The organism is Vibrio harveyi (assembly GCF_030060435.1).
In the GTDB taxonomy this organism is placed as follows: domain Bacteria; phylum Pseudomonadota; class Gammaproteobacteria; order Enterobacterales; family Vibrionaceae; genus Vibrio; species Vibrio harveyi.
Genome location: NZ_CP125875.1, coordinates 2,616,410 through 2,636,420, shown reverse-complemented (window position 1 = coordinate 2,636,420; position 20,011 = coordinate 2,616,410). Strand labels below are relative to the sequence as shown.

Genomic DNA, 20,011 nt, shown 5'->3' with positions numbered 1-20,011 from the left:
GATTACTGGGCTTGAACGCGCAGTTCTGCGGCACTGCGACTCTGGTGACCAAGTAGCGTGCGCAAGTCCGCCGCTTGTGGTTTCACCAAGTAGAACTTTGGAATCCATTCATCAAAGTTCGCCAAGATATCTTCTGCGTGGCTAGAGCCGGTTTCTTCGAGATGTTCGGCAATCAGACCACGCAAGTGCTCTTGGTGGATGTAGAGATCTGACAGAGATATCGCTTCAACCGATTCGTTGTTCACGCGACCTTGGAAGTCTTGGTTCTCATCCAATACGTATGCAAACCCGCCGGTCATGCCTGCGCCGAAGTTCACGCCAGTCGCGCCTAGAATGGCAACAATACCACCGGTCATGTACTCACAAGCGTTATCACCAGCGCCTTCAATGACGGCAATCGTACCTGAGTTACGTACGCCGAAACGCTCACCTGCTTTACCTGCCGCAAACAGTTTACCGCCGGTCGCACCGTACAGACAGGTGTTACCAATGATGGTTGCTTCATTACACTTAAATGCAGTGCCAAGGTGAGGTTTGATAACCACCTTACCGCCAGCCATGCCTTTACCTACGTAGTCGTTGGCATCACCAGTGAGGTAAAGCTCTACGCCACCTGCGTTCCAAACGCCAAATGACTGACCAGCGGTGCCATCCAAATGCAGTTTGATTGGCGTTGCCGCCATGCCTTGGTTGCCGTAACGCTGAGCGATTTCACCTGATAGACGAGCACCAACAGAACGGTCGGTGTTGATCACGTTGTAGAAGAAGCTAGCAGATTGACGTTTCTCAACCGCTTGCAGCGCGTCTTCAATGATCTTGTTGTTTAGCTCGGCTTTATCAAATGGTGTATTTGGCTGTGTCCAATAAAGAGGGTGTCCTTCTGGAGAGACTGGTGCCTCAAGGATATTCGACAAATCCAGCTTGGTTTGTTTTGCTGTCAGACCTTCAACGGTTTCCAACAAATCCGTACGACCAATCAAGTCAGTCAGTTTTTCAACACCAAGTTCAGAGAGTAATCCGCGTACTTCGTCCGCCAGACCAATGAAGTAGTTCATCACCATTTCCGGAAGACCTTTGAAGTACTCTTTACGCAGCGTCTCGTCTTGAGTTGCAACGCCAGTAGCACAGTTGTTGAGGTGACAAATACGTAGGAACTTACAACCCATTGCCACCATTGGCGCAGTACCAAAACCGAAGCTTTCGGCACCGAGAATTGCCGCTTTCACCACGTCCAGACCGGTTTTTAGACCACCATCTACCTGTAGACGAATCTTATGACGTAGACCATTAGCAACCAGTGCTTGTTGTGTCTCTGCCAGTCCCAATTCCCAAGGGCTACCAGCGTATTTCACTGAGGTTAGTGGACTTGCTGCAGTACCACCGTCGTAGCCCGAGATGGTAATGAGATCAGCGTAAGCTTTCGCGACACCTGTTGCGATGGTGCCGACACCTGGCTCAGAAACTAACTTCACCGAAACCAATGCGTTTGGATTGACTTGTTTTAGGTCGAAGATCAGCTGGGCTAAGTCTTCAATCGAATAAATATCGTGGTGTGGAGGAGGGGAGATCAGAGTCACCCCCTGTACCGAATAACGCAGTTTTGCGATTTCTGCGGTGACTTTGTGTCCCGGTAACTGACCACCTTCACCCGGCTTCGCACCCTGTGCGACCTTGATCTGCAGTACGTCTGCATTGGTTAGGTAGTGAGGCGTAACACCAAATCGACCTGAAGCAATCTGCTTGATGCGTGAGTTACGCTCTGTACCGAAGCGACGTGGATCTTCACCACCTTCACCTGAGTTAGAATAGCCACCAAGGCGGTTCATCGCTGTTGCAAGTGCTTCGTGTGCTTCTGGGCTAAGTGCACCAATGGACATTGCCGCCGAGTCAAAACGTTTGAAGAGTTCTGTGCTTGGCTCGATTTGCTCAAGTGGTAATGGGGAATCTGATTTTTTCAGCGCCATTAAGTCACGCAACATGGCAACAGGACGTTGGTTCACCTGTTTAGCAAAGCTCTGATAATCGTTGCTTTCGCCTGATTTCACCGCAGTTTGCAGTGTGCCAACCACGTCTGGATTGTAGGCGTGATATTCACCACCGTGGACATATTTCAATAAACCACCATGCTCGATGGCTTTACGTTTCGCCCAAGCTTTGCGAGAAAGGTTGTACAAGTCTTGTTGGAAGTCGTCGAAATTTGCGCCTTCAATACGAGTTGTTACACCTTTAAAGCACAAATCGACCACTTCTTGGCTCAAGCCAACTGCTTCAAACAGTTGTGAGCAACGGTAAGAGGCAATGGTAGAAATCCCCATTTTCGACATGATCTTGTACAGACCTTTGTTGATGCCGTATTGGTAGTTTTGCATCACATCGCGATAGTCTTTTTCTAGCGCTTTATCATCAATGAGTTTACCTAGCGCTTCATAAGCTAGGTATGGGTAAACCGCAGTGGCGCCAAAGCCAAGCAAGACTGCAAATTGGTGTGGGTCACGTGCCGTTGCTGTTTCAACAACAATGTTGGCATCACAACGTAAGTTCGCATCGATCAGGCGAGTTTGAACGGCACCGACCGCCATTGCTGCAGGAATTGGCAATTTGCCTTTGACTAAAGCACGATCCGAAAGCACCACTAGCACAGTGCCTTCACGCACCACGTGTTCTGCTTGCTCACACAGATCATCAATGGCTTGTTTAAGATCTTTCTGTTGTGGATCGTAGTTGATATCGAGAATGGTATTACGATAGTAATTGTCTCCAAGCTCGAGTAATTGCTGCATGTCTGAGTAAAGTAACACTGGTGAATCGAAGGTTACTCGGTGCGCGTGTCCATCAGTTTCACAGAAGACATTCATCTCTTGACCGATGCTGGTTGCTAGTGACATCACGTGTTTTTCACGCAGTGGATCGATCGGCGGGTTGGTTACCTGCGCGAACTTCTGACGGAAATAGTCAGTCACCAAGCGCTCTTTAGAGGATAAGACGGCCATCGGGGTGTCATCACCCATAGAGCCGACCGCTTCTTGTCCCATATCACCGAGAACGCGCAACACCTGATCGACTTCTTCGTTGCTCATGGCGAATTGCTTTTGGTAAGTCTTAAGCAAGTCTTCATCAAAGCTGCGCTCGCCAACTTGCTCTTCTGGTAATTGAGCAAAAGGCGTGAGTTTGCGAACGTTGTTTTCCATCCACTCGCGATAAGGGTGGCGAGATTTCAGATCGTTATCGATCTCACTTGATTGCCATAGTTTGCCTTTGCGAGTATCGACAACCAGCAGTTCGCCTGGACCAACGCGCCCTTTTTCGGCAACCTCATCCGGAGCGTAATCCCAAATGCCGATCTCTGATGCTAGAGTGATCAGCCTGTCTTTAGTTATCACATAACGTGCAGGACGCAGACCATTACGATCTAAGTTACATGCGGCGTATCGACCATCGGACAGAACGATACCTGCCGGACCATCCCATGGCTCCATATGTTTGGAGTTGAAGTCATAAAACGCTCGCAGATCTGGGTCCATATCTGGGTGGTTTTGCCATGCTGGTGGCACAAGCATGCGCATGGCACGGAAGATATCCATACCGCCTGCTAAAAAGAGATCCAACATATTATCCAAGCTGGAAGAGTCAGAGCCTGTCTCGTTCACAAATGGTGCTGCAGTTTGAAGATCTGGCAACAGTGGCGATGAAAACTTGTAAGCACGAGCGCGAGCCCATTGGCGGTTACCTTCAATGGTATTGATCTCACCATTATGAGCGAGGTAACGGAACGGTTGAGCCAGAGGCCAACGAGGTTGAGTATTGGTTGAAAAACGCTGGTGGAACAGGCAGATAGCAGATTCCATGCGTAGATCAGCAAGATCAAGATAGAAGCGCGGTAAGTCCGCAGGCATGCACAAACCTTTGTACACCAGAACTTGCGTTGACAAGCTACAGATGTAGAAGTCAGGATCTTCTGTAATTTGTTTCTCGATGCGACGGCGTGCGATATAGAGGCGACGTTCGATGTCACGCTCGCGCCAACCTGCTGGTGCAGAGATAAAGACTTGTTGAATGTCTGGAAGTGAATCAGCAGCGATCGGACCGAGTACTTCTGAATTAGTTGGAACTTCCCGCCAGCCTGCTACGGTTAAGGTCTCTTGAGCCAGTTCTTTGTTTACGATGTCTTTGGTGAGTTGAGCTTTCACCGGATCTTGGTTAAAGAAAATCATCCCCACGGCGTATTGCTTGCCAAGGTTGAATCCATTTTCTTCGGCGATAAGGCGTAAATAGGAATCGGGCTTTTGTAGAAGAAGACCACAACCATCACCGGTTTTTCCATCGGCGGCGATGCCACCACGGTGGGTCATGCGATCAAGTGCAGAAATTGCTGTACGTACCAGCTTGTGACTTTGCTCGCCTTCCATGTGCGCGATTAAGCCAAATCCACAGTTGTCTTTCTCAAGACTTGGATCATAAAGAGCCATTGCAATTCTCCCTTTGCTTATCTGTCATCCCGACAGATATATCAACACTGCTCAAGTTGATAATGATGACTAACTATGCGTCACTTTCTAAGTTTTATGTATATCTATTCAATAAAATTCGTCAAATATCTTAACAAAAATTGTGTGTTTTATTTTCACCAACTTCACAAGCTATAGCTTATTGTAAAAAAGGTCAAGTTATTAGTGAATAATCACGTGAATATGCGATTTACCATTTAATTGGCTAAAATAATCTAATAAATTCAGTTAGATAGAAAAATGATTGTTACAAAAAAGTAACATTTGATTCTGGCAGGAATAAAAAAGACCAGCACAAAATGCTGGTCAAAATAAAAAGGTTGGAAGGAACTGTTTTCTTTCTTTGCTACCAGCCATCGATACTACTGATGGCTTGGTTTAATGCTCAGAAAGAGGAAGTGAGAACACTCCCTTTACGCAGAAAGCATCAGTGAATCTGCTTTTGCTTCTAGGTTTGTGCCACCCATTAAATAGTCATCGATAGCACGGGCACATTCACGACCTTCGTTGATACAACGAACAACCAGAGATTGCCCTGTTCGCATATCACCAGCTGCAAATACGCCTTCTTGGTTTGTAGCAAAACCTTGGGTTGCTACATTACCGCGATCATCGAGTGCAATATCCAATTGAGCAAGTACACCTGTTGGTTCTGGGTGCAGGAAGCCCATCGCTAGGAATGCCATATCACATGGGATAACTCGCTCACTGCCTTCTACTTCTTTGAAGCTCGGACGTTCGCCTGGTTTCGCATCTTGCCAAACGATGTTAGCTAAACGAAGACCTGTAACTTCACCCTTGTCATTGCCAATGAACTCTTTGGTCAGGATGTTCCAGTGACGATCAACACCTTCTTCATGAGAGGTCGAAGTACGTAGAATCATTGGGTACTGTGGCCATGGCATGTTAGCCGGGCGCTTCTCTGGTGGAATCGGCATGATTTCAACCTGAGTGATGCTTGCTGCGCCATGACGGTTAGATGTACCCACACAGTCAGAGCCGGTATCACCACCACCGATCACCACAACATGCTTACCCGCAGCGTGAAGTTCTTCACCCTTAAGATCCATATCATTGGCACGACGGTTGTTTTGACCTAGGAACTCCATTGCAAAATGGACGCCTTTTAGTTCACGACCCGGAACGGGCAAATCACGTGGAACAGTTGAGCCACCAGTCAGCAGAACCACATCGAATTCTTGACGTAGTTGCTGAGCATTCACATCGACACCAACGTGTTGGTTTACTTTGAATTCGATACCCGCTTCTGCCATCAAGTTGATTTTGCGGTCAATCACATCCATACCCAGTTTGAAGTCTGGGATACCAAAACGTAGTAGACCACCCACTTTCTCGTCTCGCTCGAATACAGTCACAGTATGACCAGCGCTATTTAGCTGCTCGGCAGCCGCAAGACCTGCAGGACCAGAACCGATGATCGCAACAGTTTTACCTGTGCGAGAGCGTGGTGCTTTTGGTTTGGCGTACCCTTCTCGATACGCCGTTTCTACGATGGTTTTCTCGATATTACAGATAGTGATCGGGTCTTGGTTGATGCCAAGTACACAAGCACTTTCACATGGTGCTGGGCAAACACGACCAGTAAACTCAGGGAAGTTATTAGTCGAGCTTAGAATGTTCCATGCTTCTTCCCAGCTATCACGATAAACTGCGTCATTAAACTCTGGGATGATGTTACCGATAGGGCAGCCGTTATGACAAAACGGCACACCACAATCCATACAACGAGAAGCCTGAGTATTGATTTTGTCACCAAACTCCTCGTTTAGAACAAACTCTTTATTGTTCTTAATACGTTCAGATGGGTCGATCTTCTGTGGTAGTTCACGACCATGCTCTAAAAATCCAGTAGGCTTACCCATTATACTGCCTCCGCTTGAGTTTCGTTTCCTTGAGACTGTGCTTCAGCTTTACGTTTTTGAAGAACCGCTTTGTAATCACGCGGCATCACTTTAACCATAGAGGCTAGGCTAGCTTCAAAATTGTCTAGGAAAGACTGAGCGACTTCACTTCCTGTGAATTGAACATGCTTAGTTAGCATGTCGAGTAATAGATCTCTGTCTTCTTGCTCGATTGGATCTAGGTCTACTAGCTCTGGGTTCAGTTTTGACTCAAAGTCACCTGATTTATCCCATACGTAAGCCACGCCGCCACTCATACCTGCGGCAAAGTTACGACCTGTTGAACCAAGGATTATTGCCGCACCGCCCGTCATGTACTCACAACCGTGGTCACCGACGCCTTCTACTACTACTTTCGCGCCTGAGTTACGAACACAGAAACGTTCACCAGCCATGCCGCGAATGAAAGACTCGCCCGAAGTTGCACCGTAGAAACACACGTTACCAACCACGATGTTGTCTTCTGCGACAATGCTTGATTTTGCGTCTGGGTAAAGTACTAAGGTACCGCCAGATAAGCCTTTACCCCAGTAGTCGTTCGCATCGCCTTCTACTTCGAACTTCACGCCCTTAGCTAGGAATGCACCGAATGATTGACCCGCGGAACCTTTGAACTTCACGTTCATTGGCTGAGGTAGACCGGCATCTTTATACACTTTCGAGATTTCGTTCGACAACATGGTACCTGCAGAGCGGTCCGTGTTGACGATAGGGAACTCGGCATTCACCGCTTCGCCTTTCTCGAGTGCAGGAATCGCTGCTTGAATCAGCTTACGGTCTAGTACTTCTTCTAGGTTGTGGTTCTGCTGAGCTTGGTTGAATACACCATCAGCTTCACGTGGTTGCTCAACGTGAAGAACAGGAGACAGATCTAGGTTCTTATATTTCCAGTGAGAAACGTCTTGGCGAATCTTCAGTTTCTGACCTTGACCGACCATCTCATCGATAGTGCGGAAGCCAAGTTCAGCCATGATTTCACGCAGACCTTGTGCCATGTACTGGAAGAAGGTTACGACGTCTTCTACGCGACCATCAAAGCGCTCGCGAAGTGTCTTGTTTTGAGTCGCGATACCAACAGGACAGGTGTTCTTATGACACTTACGCATCATGATACAACCTTCAACCACCAATGCTGCGGTTGCCACGCCCCATTCTTCTGCTCCAAGTAGTGTTGCCACTGCAAGGTCACGAGGTGTCTTCATCTGACCATCCGCTTGAACCACGATACGGTTACGTAGACCGTTCTTCAGTAGCGTTTGGTGCGTTTCTGCCAAACCAAGTTCCCAAGGAAGACCTGTATGACGGATTGAAGACATTGGGGATGCACCTGTACCGCCGTCGAAACCTGCGATAAGTACAACGTCCGCTTTCGCTTTCGCGACACCAGAAGCGATCGTACCTACGCCTGCTTCTGATACCAGCTTCACGTTCACACGACCCGCGCGGTTCGCGTTCTTCAAGTCGTAGATAAGCTGAGCCAAATCCTCGATGGAATAGATATCGTGGTGTGGCGGTGGCGAGATAAGACCGACGCCCGGAGTTGAGTGACGTGTTGCACCGATCCAGTCATCTACTTTATCACCTGGTAGCTGACCACCTTCACCTGGTTTCGCACCTTGAGCCATCTTGATTTGCAGCTCATCAGCGTTGGTTAGGTAGTAAGAGGTAACGCCGAAACGACCTGAAGCCACCTGCTTGATCGCAGAGCGTTCCCAATCGCCGTTGTCTTTGCGCTCGAAACGCATTGGGTCTTCACCACCTTCACCAGAGTTCGATTTCGCGCCAAGGCGGTTCATAGCAACAGCCAGTGTGGAGTGTGCTTCGTAAGAAATAGAACCGAATGACATAGCACCGGTCGCGAAGCGTTTCACGATGCTTTCAATTGGCTCGACGTCGTCGATAGAGATAGAACCTGCTGGGTTCTTAATGAACTCAAGTTGGCTGCGCAGGGTTACCGCGTTGTCGCCTTGCTTATCTACGGCTGTCGCGTATTGCTTGAACTGATCGTAGTTCTTGTTGCGCGTAGACTCTTGCAGTAGAGAAATGGTTTCTGGGTTGAAGAGGTGCTTCTCGCCACGCTGTTTCCATTGGTAAACACCGCCTACATCCAGCATTTGAATTGGGATTTCGCGTTGTGGGTAACCGATGCGGTGACGGATAAGTACTTCTTTGGCGATATCATCAAGGGTTAGACCTTGGATACGAGAAACCGTACCTGTGAAGTACTTGTCGACCACTGATTTGTGGATACCCAAGGCTTCGAAGATTTGCGCACCGTGGTATGACTGTAGCGTAGAGATACCCATCTTCGAGAAGATCTTCAGAAGACCGCCATTGATCGCTTTACGGTAGTTGTTGAACAGATCGCGAGGGTTCGCTTCTGGATCCAACTTCTTTGTACGTTGAAGTTCAATGATGGTTTCAATCACTAGGTAAGGGTTAACCGCATTCGCACCGTAACCAAGTAGCGTTGCAAAGTGGTGCGTTTCACGTGCATCACCGGTTTCAACCACGATGTCACACTTCGCACGTAGACCTTTACGGATCAAGTGGTGGTGCACTGCGCCCACTGCCAGCATTGCTGGGATCGCCGCGTGGTTTGAATTTACTGCACGGTCAGTTAATAGGATGATTGAGTAACCATCGATAACCGCGTCTTCTGCGTATTGGCAGATACGTTTGAGTGCGCGCTCAAGTTTGCCTTGATCTTCATTGGCTTGGAACACGATATCCAGTGTCTTCGCTTGTAGGTGCTCGTTATCGATCGCACGCAATTTCTCAAGCTCAGAGTTCGCCAGAACAGGCGATTCCAATTCTACTTTCTGACAGTGAAGTGGTGTTTCAGTCAGAAGGTTTTGGTCTTTACCCAAGTAAGTGTTCAGTGACATAACCATACGCTCACGGATCGGGTCGATCGGTGGGTTGGTTACCTGTGCGAACAGTTGCTTGAAGTAGTTTGAAAGATGTTGAGACTGATGAGATAGAACCGCAAGAGGCCAGTCTGCACCCATGGCTGATAATGGCTCTTTCGCATCATTCGCCATTGGAACGATGATTTCGTTCACTTCTTCAGTGCTCACACCGAAAGCTTGTTGACGGTGCAACAAACGCTCAGGAGAAGGTTGGCTGAACTGGTTGCTTGCATCTGGCAGCTTCTTCAAGCTCAGTAGGTTTTCTTCTACCCACTTCTCGTAAGGCTTTGCTGTTGCAATGGTATCTTTCACTTCTTCATCGGAGATGATGCGACCTTGCTCTAGGTCTGCAACGAAGATACGACCTGGTTGTAGACGACCACGGAACTCTACGTTCTCTGGTTCAATATCCACCACACCAGATTCTGATGCCATCACTAGGAAGTTGTCTTTGGTCACTGTGTAGCGAGAAGGGCGTAGACCGTTACGGTCGAGTGTCGCACCAACTTGAACACCGTCAGTAAAACATACTGAAGCTGGACCATCCCATGGTTCCATGATGTTCGCGTGGTACTGATAGAACGCGCGACGTTTAGGATCCATGTTTTTGTTTTCTTGCCATGCTTCCGGGATCATCATCATCAATGCGTGTGGCAGGCTACGACCAGAAAGAACTAGGAGCTCAAGTGCCATATCGAAGTTAGATGAATCCGAGCTACCTTCCTGACAGATTGGAAGAAGCATGTCGATTTCAGCCTGAGTAAATAGGTCTGATTCTAAGATTGCTTCACGGGCTTTCATCCAGTTCAAGTTACCGCGAACTGTATTAATTTCACCGTTGTGGGCAATGTAACGGAAAGGCTGTGCAAGACGCCATTTCGGGAAGGTATTGGTAGAGAAACGAGAGTGTACCAGTGCCAGTGCAGTCACCATGGTTGGGTTTTGCAGATCAAGGAAATACTGAGGTACTTGCTCGGTTGTTAACTGACCTTTGTACACCAATGTCTTGTAAGACATTGAGTTAATGTAGAAGTCGTCACCAATGTTCGAAACGCTTTCTAGGCAAACTCGCACTGTGTAGTTACGAAGTACGTACAGTTTGCGTTCTAGCTCTTCAGGTGTGATGCCTGGACCACCAGAGATAAACACATGCTCAAACTGAGGCTCTGTGCTTAGCGGGTCGGCACCGATCATTGAGTTGTCGGTTGGCAAAACGCGGTAGCCGATAACTTCAAGGTCTAGACGCTGTGCGTTGCGTTCTAGAATATCTCGGCATTGTTCGCGTTTGTATTCGTCTTTCGGGAAAAGAACGACACCAACACCATACTTTTCAAATGAAGGCAGTTTAATGCCTAGCTTAACGGCTTCTTCTAATAGGAATTCATGAGGTTTTTGTAGCAAGATACCCGCACCATCACCGCTGCATGGGTCACAACCTTGACCACCACGGTGTTCCATGCGAGCCAGCATATCCAATGCTTGAGTCACTACTTCATGAGATTTACGGTTTTTAAGGTGAGCAACAAAACCGATACCACAAGCGTCATGCTCCAGTTCCGGAGTGTACAGACCCTGTGAATTTTGCTCTCTATCTACCATAGATACATCCTTCCAGTTCAATGTCGACGCAAGAACCCCGGACAGATCTCGACTGTCTTAGGTACGCTCTGTACGTCTTGTCCTTTATATTTATGATTCGCCACTGATCGAGGTTGACCAGTCTTGATTCCTTTCCGTATCTCGCAGGAAAAATTTTGCGAGAAAAACAATCCTTGGTGATATCCCTTTATTTATTGCCACAATTTAGTGACTTATATAGGTGGGAGCGGGATAACGCCGACAATTCCCGCAGTTGATGTTGTAATAAAAGTCACAAAAACGACGGGGTTGTGTAAGTATCCTACAATTTTGTGACTTCGAAATGCAACGAAAAGTCGTCTTTGTGACCCAATTTTTTCGTTTAAATATTCACTTTTTGTTTAACATTTACGCAACATTGCAGGTTTTAAGTTGGTTTTATGCAGTTTTATTGATTTCGCACCGCCACCTGTTTGTTTGAATTGACTAGAATTATTTGTTTTTTCTTGCAGGGATGTAATTTAGTTACATAAATCGTAGTGAGATTTATTACGGTTTACTATTGGTGAGAATCTATGCAGTTACATGAGTTGGTCAACACATTAGGCCAAGACCTTCAGCGCCGTTATGGCGAAAAAGTCCATAAACTGACTTTGCACGGTGGTTTCAGTTGTCCAAACCGCGATGGCACTATTGGTCGAGGTGGATGCACATTTTGTAATGTGGCTTCATTTGCGGATGAAGAAGTACAGATCAAAAGTATCCACGATCAATTGAAAGATCGTGCTGGAGAGATCCACAGGGCGAAGAAGTATCTGGCATATTTTCAGGCGTACACCAGTACCTATGCAGAAGTGCAAGTTCTTAAAAACATGTACGAGGAAGCACTCAAGGCTGCAGATATTGTTGGTTTGTGTGTTGGGACTCGCCCTGATTGTGTTCCTGACGCAGTACTGGATCTATTGTCGGACTACGTGAATCAAGGTTATGAGATTTGGTTAGAACTGGGTCTTCAAACTGCCAACAATGACACCCTCAAGCGTATCAACCGTGGTCATGACTTTGAGTGTTATGCAGAAATCACCAAACGCGCTCGGGCACTAGGTATTAGAGTTTGTACTCATCTGATCGTCGGTTTGCCTAGAGAAACACGCGATGACAACATCGACACATTGCGTAAAGTTTTGGACGTCGGCACAGATGGTATCAAACTGCATGGTTTACATATCGTAGAAGGCAGTACGATGGCGAAAGCGTGGCGTGCCGGAAAGCTAGAAGCCCCAGAATTGGAAGATTATGTTGCTATCGCCAGTGAAATGATCCGCATGACTCCTAAAGAAGTGATCTTCCATCGCGTTTCCTCAGCTGCTCGCCGTCCTACTCTTTTGTCGCCGTTGTGGTGTGAAAACCGCTGGTTAGCGATGACTGAAATTGGTCGTGCATTGGATCGAGAAGGCTCACAAGGCAGCTTAACTGGTGATGCCTTCATCTATATCAAACCAGAATTAAAGGCAGAATGATCGATTAATAACTGTTATATTTCCTCCGATTTGCTTGAAAGGTCGGAAAAATGGATCAGTTACTCAATTGGCTCTGGGATGGGCAGGGCGACTACGGATTTGTGGTCCTGCTCTCTGTTGTATGTGTAATCACAGTTACGCTGATCTATATACGATTTCAATCTGCTTTAAAACTTATCGTTACTGACTCTCCTTACCCTGTTCTCGTGTTAGATGCGGGCAGTGGTCAATTGTTGCTCTCCAATGATTCTGCCATGCAATTGCTTGGTATCCGCCGTTTAGGTTCTGGGTTTCTCTATCCTGCTTCTTTTAATACTGACGAGATAATTGCATTACTTGATAGCTTTTCCAGCCGACATTTTGGGCAGCAGCTGTTTGATTGGCGGTTGTCTGAAACAGAGAATATTAAGATTGAGTTATCTGGTCGAAAGAGCTTACTTCGTGGGCATCGCGTATGGATTATTTACGCTCAGCCTTACCAGTTTACTCGCCAAGAGCAGCAACAAGAATTAGAGCAGCTAGGTATTGCTCGTTCCGCTCTCGACTCGTTATCTGAATTGATATGTCTGCAAGATAAGCAAGGTAAAGTACTGACAACCAACCGTGCGTTTGACCTGTTTTGGGAAGGGCGCAGAGAAGAAGCTTGCTCCTCCAAGCTGAACCCAATAGCTACACGTAAAACTGAGAGGCGTTGGACAACCGATCAGCAAGGTCGAAGTTGTTTGTTGGAAGTAAACCAAAGTTCTTTGGTTTCTCAGTCCGGAGAGATGATTGGTACTTTATCTATCAGCCATGATGTTACTGAATGGCACAAGATGCAGCAGAATTTGCGCGACGAAATGGAACGTCGTAAAGATACCGAAGTCGCCTTGGCACAGCGCGATACAATCTTACAAACCATTTTGGATGCCAGCCCAGACTCTATCGGTATCTTCAATGAAAACATGGTTTACCAGGCTTGTAATAAACCATTTGTGAATGCGTTAGGCATTTCTGATGTAGGGGATTTGATTGGTAAGCGACTACAAGACGTAGTGCCTGATGATATTTACCTTCGTTTGGAAGCTAGTGACATGCAAGCATTGCAGCAAACACAACCTGTACGCTACATCGATAAAGTGAGCAGCACTGATGGGTATCATACTTGGTTTGATGTGGTGAAATCGCCGTTTAAAGACCGAGCATCGGGTACTAACGGTGTATTGATTATGGCACGTGATATCTCTGAGCGTTATCTTGCAGAGCAAAAGCTTGAGGAAGCGAATTTGGAGTTAGAAAAATTAAGCTTCTCTGACAGCCTGACAAAAGTCGCTAACCGTCGCCGCTTTGATGAACAACTTCATACTCTTTGGTATCACCATATTCGTGAGAAATTGCCGCTGACGATCATGTTGTGTGATATTGATTTCTTTAAAGACTATAACGACTGCTATGGTCACCAAAAAGGTGATGATGCTTTAGTCCAAGTCGCTGCGGCGTTTCAACAGGTGGTGAGTCGGTCATCGGACTGCGTAGCACGATATGGTGGGGAAGAGTTTGGCTTTATCTTGCCAAACACCACAACGGAAGGTGCACACAAAGTTGCCAAACGCATCCATGAACAAATCCACGAACTTGCTGTGGAACATAGTAACTCAACGACTTCGGATCGGTTGACGGTGAGTATCGGCTTTGTTTCTTACATCCCGCATCATGGTGACGAACCGGAAATGGGCGTTGCAATGGCAGACAGCGCACTCTATCAAGCTAAGGCTGATGGGCGTGACTGCACTCGAGTTCATCCTGGTTCTTATTAACGCTTTGTGACCGCTTGCTCTAAGTTGAGAGCAGGCGGTTTAAATCACCGTATCAAACACGTTAAACTGCGAATACACAGCATGAGGCGTTGATGAGCCCTGAAGCGTCGCCATTTCAGTTGTGTGTCTTTCAAACATTGATGCTGTTGAGTAACTGCGCTTAACGGTTTTGCTTTTCAAACTGATCAGGGTTCGATGTCTAGCTTGTTCCATGGAGTAGTGAATGAAGCCCATGAAAAATCTCGCCCAGTACTATGTTGACCTATTGGTTAAGCTGGGGATTGTCCGTTTCTCGATACTACTGGCGTTGGCGCTGGTTGCACTGGCTGTTGTTGTGCAAGTTGGTATCACGTTGGCGCTTAAGGGTAACGTTGACGATATAGATATCGTTCGTTCGGTATTCTTTGGTTTACTTATTACCCCTTGGGCGGTGTATTTCCTATCTGTCGTGGTGGATCAGCTTGAAGAGTCTCGTCAAAGACTGACCAAGTTAGTATCTAAGCTTAAGGACATGCGTTCGCGTGACCAAGAGCTGAACTTTCAACTGCAGCAGAACATTGAAAAGCTCAACCAAGAAATTGAAGAGCGTATTAAAGCAGAAGAAGCACGTGAAGAAGCGATGCAAGACTTGGAGAATGAGGTGTTCCAACGTGAGCGTACTCAGCTTGAGCTTGCCGAGCGTACGGCGCTGTTACGTTCTTTTATCGATGCATCTCCAGATTTGATTTACTACCGCAACGCTGATGGTGTTTTTTCTGGCTGTAACCGCGCGATGGAAGAGTTAACTGGTAAGAAAGAACACCAATTAGTGGGCTTGAGCCCTTGGGATGTCTACAGCAAAGAAGTGGCTGAGCATATCGTCGATACCGACCAAAAAGTCTTTGCTGATAACCAAGCAATTACCTACGAGCAATGGCTAGAATACCCTGATGGTCGCAAACATTACTTTGAATTGCGCAAAGTACCGTTCTACAGCAAAGATGGTCGCCACCTTGGTCTGGTTGGTTTCGGTCGCGATATCACCGAGCGTAAGCGTCATGAAGAATCATTAGAAAAAGCCAGCCGTGATAAAACCACCTTTATCTCCACTATCAGTCATGAACTGCGCACACCGTTAAACGGCATTGTAGGCTTGAGTCGTATGTTGCTTGATAGTCAGTTGACTGAAGAGCAACGTAAGCACATGCAAACCATCAATGTTAGTGCCATTACTTTGGGCAACATCTTTAACGACATTATCGACATGGACAAATTTGACCGTCGTAAGTTGGAGTTGTTACCTGCACCATTGAACTTTGAAGACTTCGTCGCTGAAATTGAAAGTATCTCGGCTCTGATGGCTGAACAGAAAGGGCTACGCTTCGATCTAGAGCGTTTGAGCTCGCTACCAAAAGCGATAGAAGTGGATGCGACACGTCTACGCCAGGTTATCTGGAACTTGGTTAGCAACGCCATGAAGTTCACCAAAGAAGGTGGCGTCGTAATGACGGTGAGTGCAGATGTAGAAGATAATTATGCGACCATCATTATGGAAGTGGAAGATACTGGCATCGGTATCCCTGATGAGGAGTTAGATAAGATCTTTGCGATGTATTACCAAGTGAAATCTGGCAAAGATAACCTGCATGCGGTGGGTACTGGTATCGGTTTGGCGGTTTCTAAGCAGCTGATCAACATGATGGACGGTGACATTACCGTAGCAAGTGAGGAAGGATTCGGTAGTACCTTTACCGTATCGATTCACGTGCCAGTGGTTGAGTTAGAAGCACCTGTTATCGATGCAAAACGCGACAATGTACATCTTAATATCTTTATGGTCGAAGACATCGAACTTAATGTCACTGTTGCAAAATCTCTGCTCGAAAGCTTGGGGCACTCTGTTACTGTCGCAATGACGGGTGAGGAAGCGCTGGTGAACTTCGTACCGGATGAATACGACTTAGCTCTGCTTGATATTCAGCTTCCGGACATGACTGGGTTTGACGTGGCTAAGTACTACCGTGAACACTACGATAATCTACCGCCGCTGGTGGCATTGACTGCGAATGTCATGAAAGATCGTCGTGAATATCTCGATAACGGCATGGATGATGCCATAAGCAAACCACTTGCAGTTCAAGCGTTACAAGCGGTGATCGATAAGTTCTTCGTTGAGCGCGTTGAGAACAATGAGAGTGTGATGGAAGAGATCGCAGAAGCTGAAGTCATCGAAGAGGCGACACCGATGCCATCTCCAGTCATCAATACCCACTTGCTGGATCTTGATATGCTAGAGTCTTACGTGGATATCGTTGGCGTAAAGCCTGTGTATGACAGTATTAAGATGTTTGAAGACATGATGCCTGATTATATCGAGGTGTTGGACTCAAACATGACGGCAAAAGACCAAGACGGTATTGTTTCTGAAGCACATAAAATTAAAGGTGCAGCAGGCTCGATTGGTTTAAAACACATCCAAAGCGTCGCACAGAAAGCACAATCTCCTGATATGCCTGCTTGGTGGGAAAACATATCGGATTGGGTCGAAGAAATTAAAAACGAATATCAAAATGATATTCAAGTATTGAAGAGTTGGTTGAAACAGAGGAAATAAAATGAAGAAATTTGCATCGGCAGCACTGGCAATTGCGCTACTGGCGGGTTGTAGTTCTGCTCCTCAAGTTGGATGGCAACAAGGCAGCCAAGTCACGATGAATACAGTTAACGTTGAGCTAAAGAGCAACCTATGGGTAAACCTGATGCCAACCATTGGTGAAGTTCAAGAGCAGAACGTTCATGGCGCATTGTACCTAAAAGCAGATAATGAGCTGCCTGCAAACTTAACGGTTGATGCTCTGATTATTAAGCAAGGTGATTCAGAGTGGGAAATTGATGGTGACTTATTAGAGTTACGTACCCACAGTGAAAATCAGTGGGAAGTGGCGTTTGTATGGCAAATCGAAGCGGATATGGAGAAGTCGGTCGATTTGGCGTTATTGTTAGATGACGCAGGCAAGAAAGAGTGGTTAGTCGAGAAAGGCATCAAGATCGACAAAGTGTATTAGCCACTAAGCTTGTATTAACCATTAAGTTTGCATTCATTGCTAAGTGACAGATAGCAAAAGGGCTTGCTCATTGAGCAAGCCCTTATTGTTTATGCTGGGGCAAATTAGTCTTCTAGATCGCCACAGAAGCGGTAGCCTTCACCGTGAATAGTCGCGATGATTTCAGGTGTACCTGATACTGATTCGAAGTGCTTACGAATGCGACGGATAGTTACGTCTACAGTACGGTCATGTGGCTTAAGCTCACGACCTGTCATCTTCTTAAGAAGGTCAGCACGAGTTTGAATCTTACCTGGGTTCTCACAGAAGTGCAGTAGAGCACGGAACTCAGAGCGTGGCAGTTTGTAGCTGTCACCAGATGGGCTCACTAGAGAGCGGCTGTTGATGTCTAACACCCAACCGTTGAACTCGTATTTTTCTACCGAGCGTTTCTCTTCCTGTACAGCGTTAGTGCTCATTGAGCGGCTTAGCAGGTTGCGAGCACGGATAGTTAGTTCACGCGGGTTGAATGGTTTAGTGATGTAGTCATCAGCACCGATTTCAAGACCTAGGATCTTGTCTACTTCATTGTCACGACCAGTCAGGAACATCAGTGCGATGTTCGCTTGCTCGCGAAGTTCACGTGCTAGAAGGAGACCATTCTTGCCTGGAAGATTAATGTCCATAATAACCAAGTTGATTGAATTTTCAGACAACACTTGGTGCATTTCTTCACCGTCACTGGCTTCAAAAACAGCGTATCCCTCTGCTTCAAAAATACTCTTAAGAGTGTTACGAGTTACTTGCTCATCTTCTACGATAAGAATCTGCGGGGTTTGCATTGGCGGTACCTAAATTTGTGACAAAATTGTGCTAATAGAATAAATTCTAGGCAAAAATATAACATACAGGTAATGTGATTTTGATAATAAATCAAGTTGATCAAAAAAACACTTCTTTCAGTTATCCGCCTTCCTTGGAATTTTGCCAACTCACCAGTATCCGATGGCGACGTTTATTCTATAGGGCTTGTTTACCTTTCAATTCCCTGTAATTACGGAGCCTGAAACGTAAACACCCTAAGATATGGAGCGGATTTTATATTGTTAACAGCATGCTAACAATGCTCAAATGTTAATTCCATTCAGTTTGTTGATTTACATCAATTGATGAAATGTAACTGTTATTAATCGTTTAAGAGTTATGATAGAAAAAAGTAATACGAACATAGACGCATCGTTATGGAATGCTTATTCAGAGTCTTTCTTCCGTTTTCACGCTGAATGGGAGGTAACCAACTACGCGGTGATAACTGCTTGGAACCCTTACAGTAATCTGCGGTCAAAAGAAGAGAACTGCATAAGTAATCATAAACTCGAACAACAATTAAACCACGTTAAATACGTGCCTGTCACGGTTGGCGATCAGACATTTGAATGGTTTGAAGAGAGCTATGCTGCTGAGTTAACACCGCAAGCCGCAATAGACCTGGCGAATCAATTTCAACAAAACGCGATTTATTACGTCATTGATGACGAGCTTTACTTGATTGCTTGTTCAGAACCTGAAGTTTTGCACAAGCTAGGAACAATACAGCCGCGACTCGTCTAGAAGGATACTACTTATCTGAGCTTCAGCTTAGGTGAGACAATTCACGGAGGAAATATGAGAGACATAACACCAGACATTTGTGACCAGTTTGAGGACCAAGTCATCCTGCTTAGCTTACCATTGCAGAACTTTGGTCAACGTACGGCCTTTCATGGCGAGATTGTCACTGTACGTTGTTACCACGATAACTCCAAAGTACGCGAAGTACTGAACGAAGATGGCACTGGAAAAGTGCTGATTGTTGATGGACACGGCTCATGTCAAAAAGCGTTGCTAGGTGATCAGCTCGCGATTCTCGGTATCGAAAATGGTTGGGAAGGCATTATTGTTTACGGTGCGATTCGCGATGTGGCACAAATGTCACAAATGGATATTGGTGTTCAAGCTTTGGGTACATGCCCGTTTAAAACAGAGAAACGTGGCGTGGGAGAAGTCAACGTGACATTGACGATGCAAAACCAAATCGTGCAGCCAAAACACTATGTTTACGCAGACTGGAATGGGGTTTTGATTTCGAAAGAAGCGCTGGACTTCTAGAAGCGGAAACCTAATCCTACTTCGAAGCCTTGTTGCCAATCTTGGTAATCTAGAGTGGCGTGAAGATCCAAATTCTCGGTGATTTTCACGCGACTTGAGACTTCAGCAGCAAGGCTACTGTCTTCTTCTCGGATACCTTCCGCCGTTTCAGCTTTATAAGATCTAACAGTACTTTTCACTGTTACTCGATCATTAAAGTGATAACTGATCCCACTAAGAAAACCGCTTTGGTTTTTTGTTGGCGAGTTGTTGACTCGCGCACCAACGTAAAGATCAACAGAATCAAACAGCTCGTATGAGTAACCACCATCTATGTTCCATACATCGAAGCTATCTGTTTGATAGTTTTCACTAGAGATGAAAAGCTTGTGTGGAGACGAAGAAGTTTTGCCTGGAAGAGGCGGAAGATCGTTAGCAAGACAAACGCTAGGCACGGCGAATAGCAACAGAAAAATCCATTTTTTCATGTGACCACTCCTTGTGTCTAACTTTGTTATTAGTATGTGCTAAAAGCTTCTCACTATTAAAGCATAGAATATGAAAGCCAGCTCATTTATTTTCCACTTAATTCGATCCTAGGAACCTTGATCACAGTTAAGTTGTTGTT

The 20,011-nt window shown here is 46.2% G+C and carries 12 protein-coding genes; 6 read left to right on the top strand and 6 right to left on the bottom strand.

Features of this window, described 5'->3' with window-relative positions:
• Window positions 1–2: 2 nt before the first annotated feature.
• The 3 genes from gltB (QMY49_RS12465) to gltB (QMY49_RS12455) form a co-directional block, all read right to left on the bottom strand.
• Window positions 3–4,466 (bottom strand): glutamate synthase large subunit, encoded by a 4,464-nt coding sequence (gltB, locus tag QMY49_RS12465; RefSeq protein ID WP_017190091.1) that lies wholly within the window; start codon window positions 4,464–4,466, stop codon window positions 3–5.
• A 452-nt stretch (window positions 4,467–4,918) separates the two neighbouring features.
• The gene (locus QMY49_RS12460; RefSeq protein WP_283311790.1) at window positions 4,919–6,388 is read right to left on the bottom strand and encodes a glutamate synthase subunit beta; all 1,470 of its coding nucleotides are present in this window, start codon (window positions 6,386–6,388) and stop codon (window positions 4,919–4,921) included.
• Window positions 6,388–10,938 (bottom strand): glutamate synthase large subunit, encoded by a 4,551-nt coding sequence (gene gltB / locus QMY49_RS12455; RefSeq protein WP_283311787.1) that lies wholly within the window; start codon window positions 10,936–10,938, stop codon window positions 6,388–6,390. Before gltB (QMY49_RS12455) ends, QMY49_RS12460 begins: the two co-directional genes overlap by 1 nt.
• 554 nt (window positions 10,939–11,492) lie before the next feature.
• On the opposite strand from gltB (QMY49_RS12455), the gene mnmL reads away from it, so the two are divergent.
• Window positions 11,493–12,437, top strand: coding sequence for a tRNA modification radical SAM protein MnmL/YtqA (gene mnmL, locus QMY49_RS12450; RefSeq protein ID WP_017190093.1), 945 nt, complete (start codon window positions 11,493–11,495; stop codon window positions 12,435–12,437).
• 50 nt (window positions 12,438–12,487) lie between these two features.
• Window positions 12,488–14,233, top strand: a complete 1,746-nt coding sequence (locus QMY49_RS12445; protein ID WP_283311785.1) for a sensor domain-containing diguanylate cyclase — start codon at window positions 12,488–12,490, stop codon at window positions 14,231–14,233.
• Window positions 14,234–14,272: 39 nt separating this feature from the next.
• On the opposite strand, the gene QMY49_RS12440 is transcribed toward QMY49_RS12445, so the two are convergent.
• Entirely contained in the window at window positions 14,273–14,467 is a 195-nt protein-coding gene (locus QMY49_RS12440; protein ID WP_005447847.1) for a hypothetical protein, read from the bottom strand.
• On the opposite strand from QMY49_RS12440, the gene arcB reads away from it, so the two are divergent.
• Window positions 14,457–16,826, top strand: coding sequence for an aerobic respiration two-component sensor histidine kinase ArcB (arcB, locus tag QMY49_RS12435; RefSeq protein WP_283311783.1), 2,370 nt, complete (start codon window positions 14,457–14,459; stop codon window positions 16,824–16,826). The two genes, QMY49_RS12440 and arcB, sit on opposite strands and share 11 nt — an antisense overlap.
• 1 nt (window position 16,827) lies before the next feature.
• Window positions 16,828–17,277, top strand: a complete 450-nt coding sequence (locus QMY49_RS12430; RefSeq protein WP_005447850.1) for a hypothetical protein — start codon at window positions 16,828–16,830, stop codon at window positions 17,275–17,277.
• Between the two features lie 104 nt (window positions 17,278–17,381).
• On the opposite strand, the gene arcA is transcribed toward QMY49_RS12430, so the two are convergent.
• Window positions 17,382–18,098, bottom strand: a complete 717-nt coding sequence (gene arcA / locus QMY49_RS12425; protein WP_005447851.1) for a two-component system response regulator ArcA — start codon at window positions 18,096–18,098, stop codon at window positions 17,382–17,384.
• Window positions 18,099–18,459: 361 nt separating this feature from the next.
• On the opposite strand from arcA, the gene QMY49_RS12420 reads away from it, so the two are divergent.
• Together QMY49_RS12420 and QMY49_RS12415 are read left to right on the top strand one after the other, a co-directional pair.
• Window positions 18,460–18,867, top strand: a complete 408-nt coding sequence (locus tag QMY49_RS12420; RefSeq protein WP_005447853.1) for a DUF3293 domain-containing protein — start codon at window positions 18,460–18,462, stop codon at window positions 18,865–18,867.
• 54 nt (window positions 18,868–18,921) lie between these two features.
• Window positions 18,922–19,404, top strand: coding sequence for a putative 4-hydroxy-4-methyl-2-oxoglutarate aldolase (locus QMY49_RS12415; RefSeq protein WP_005447855.1), 483 nt, complete (start codon window positions 18,922–18,924; stop codon window positions 19,402–19,404).
• On the opposite strand, the gene QMY49_RS12410 is transcribed toward QMY49_RS12415, so the two are convergent.
• Window positions 19,401–19,871, bottom strand: a complete 471-nt coding sequence (locus QMY49_RS12410) for a hypothetical protein (RefSeq protein ID WP_005447857.1) — start codon at window positions 19,869–19,871, stop codon at window positions 19,401–19,403. The two genes, QMY49_RS12415 and QMY49_RS12410, sit on opposite strands and share 4 nt — an antisense overlap.
• Window positions 19,872–20,011: the final 140 nt, after the last annotated feature.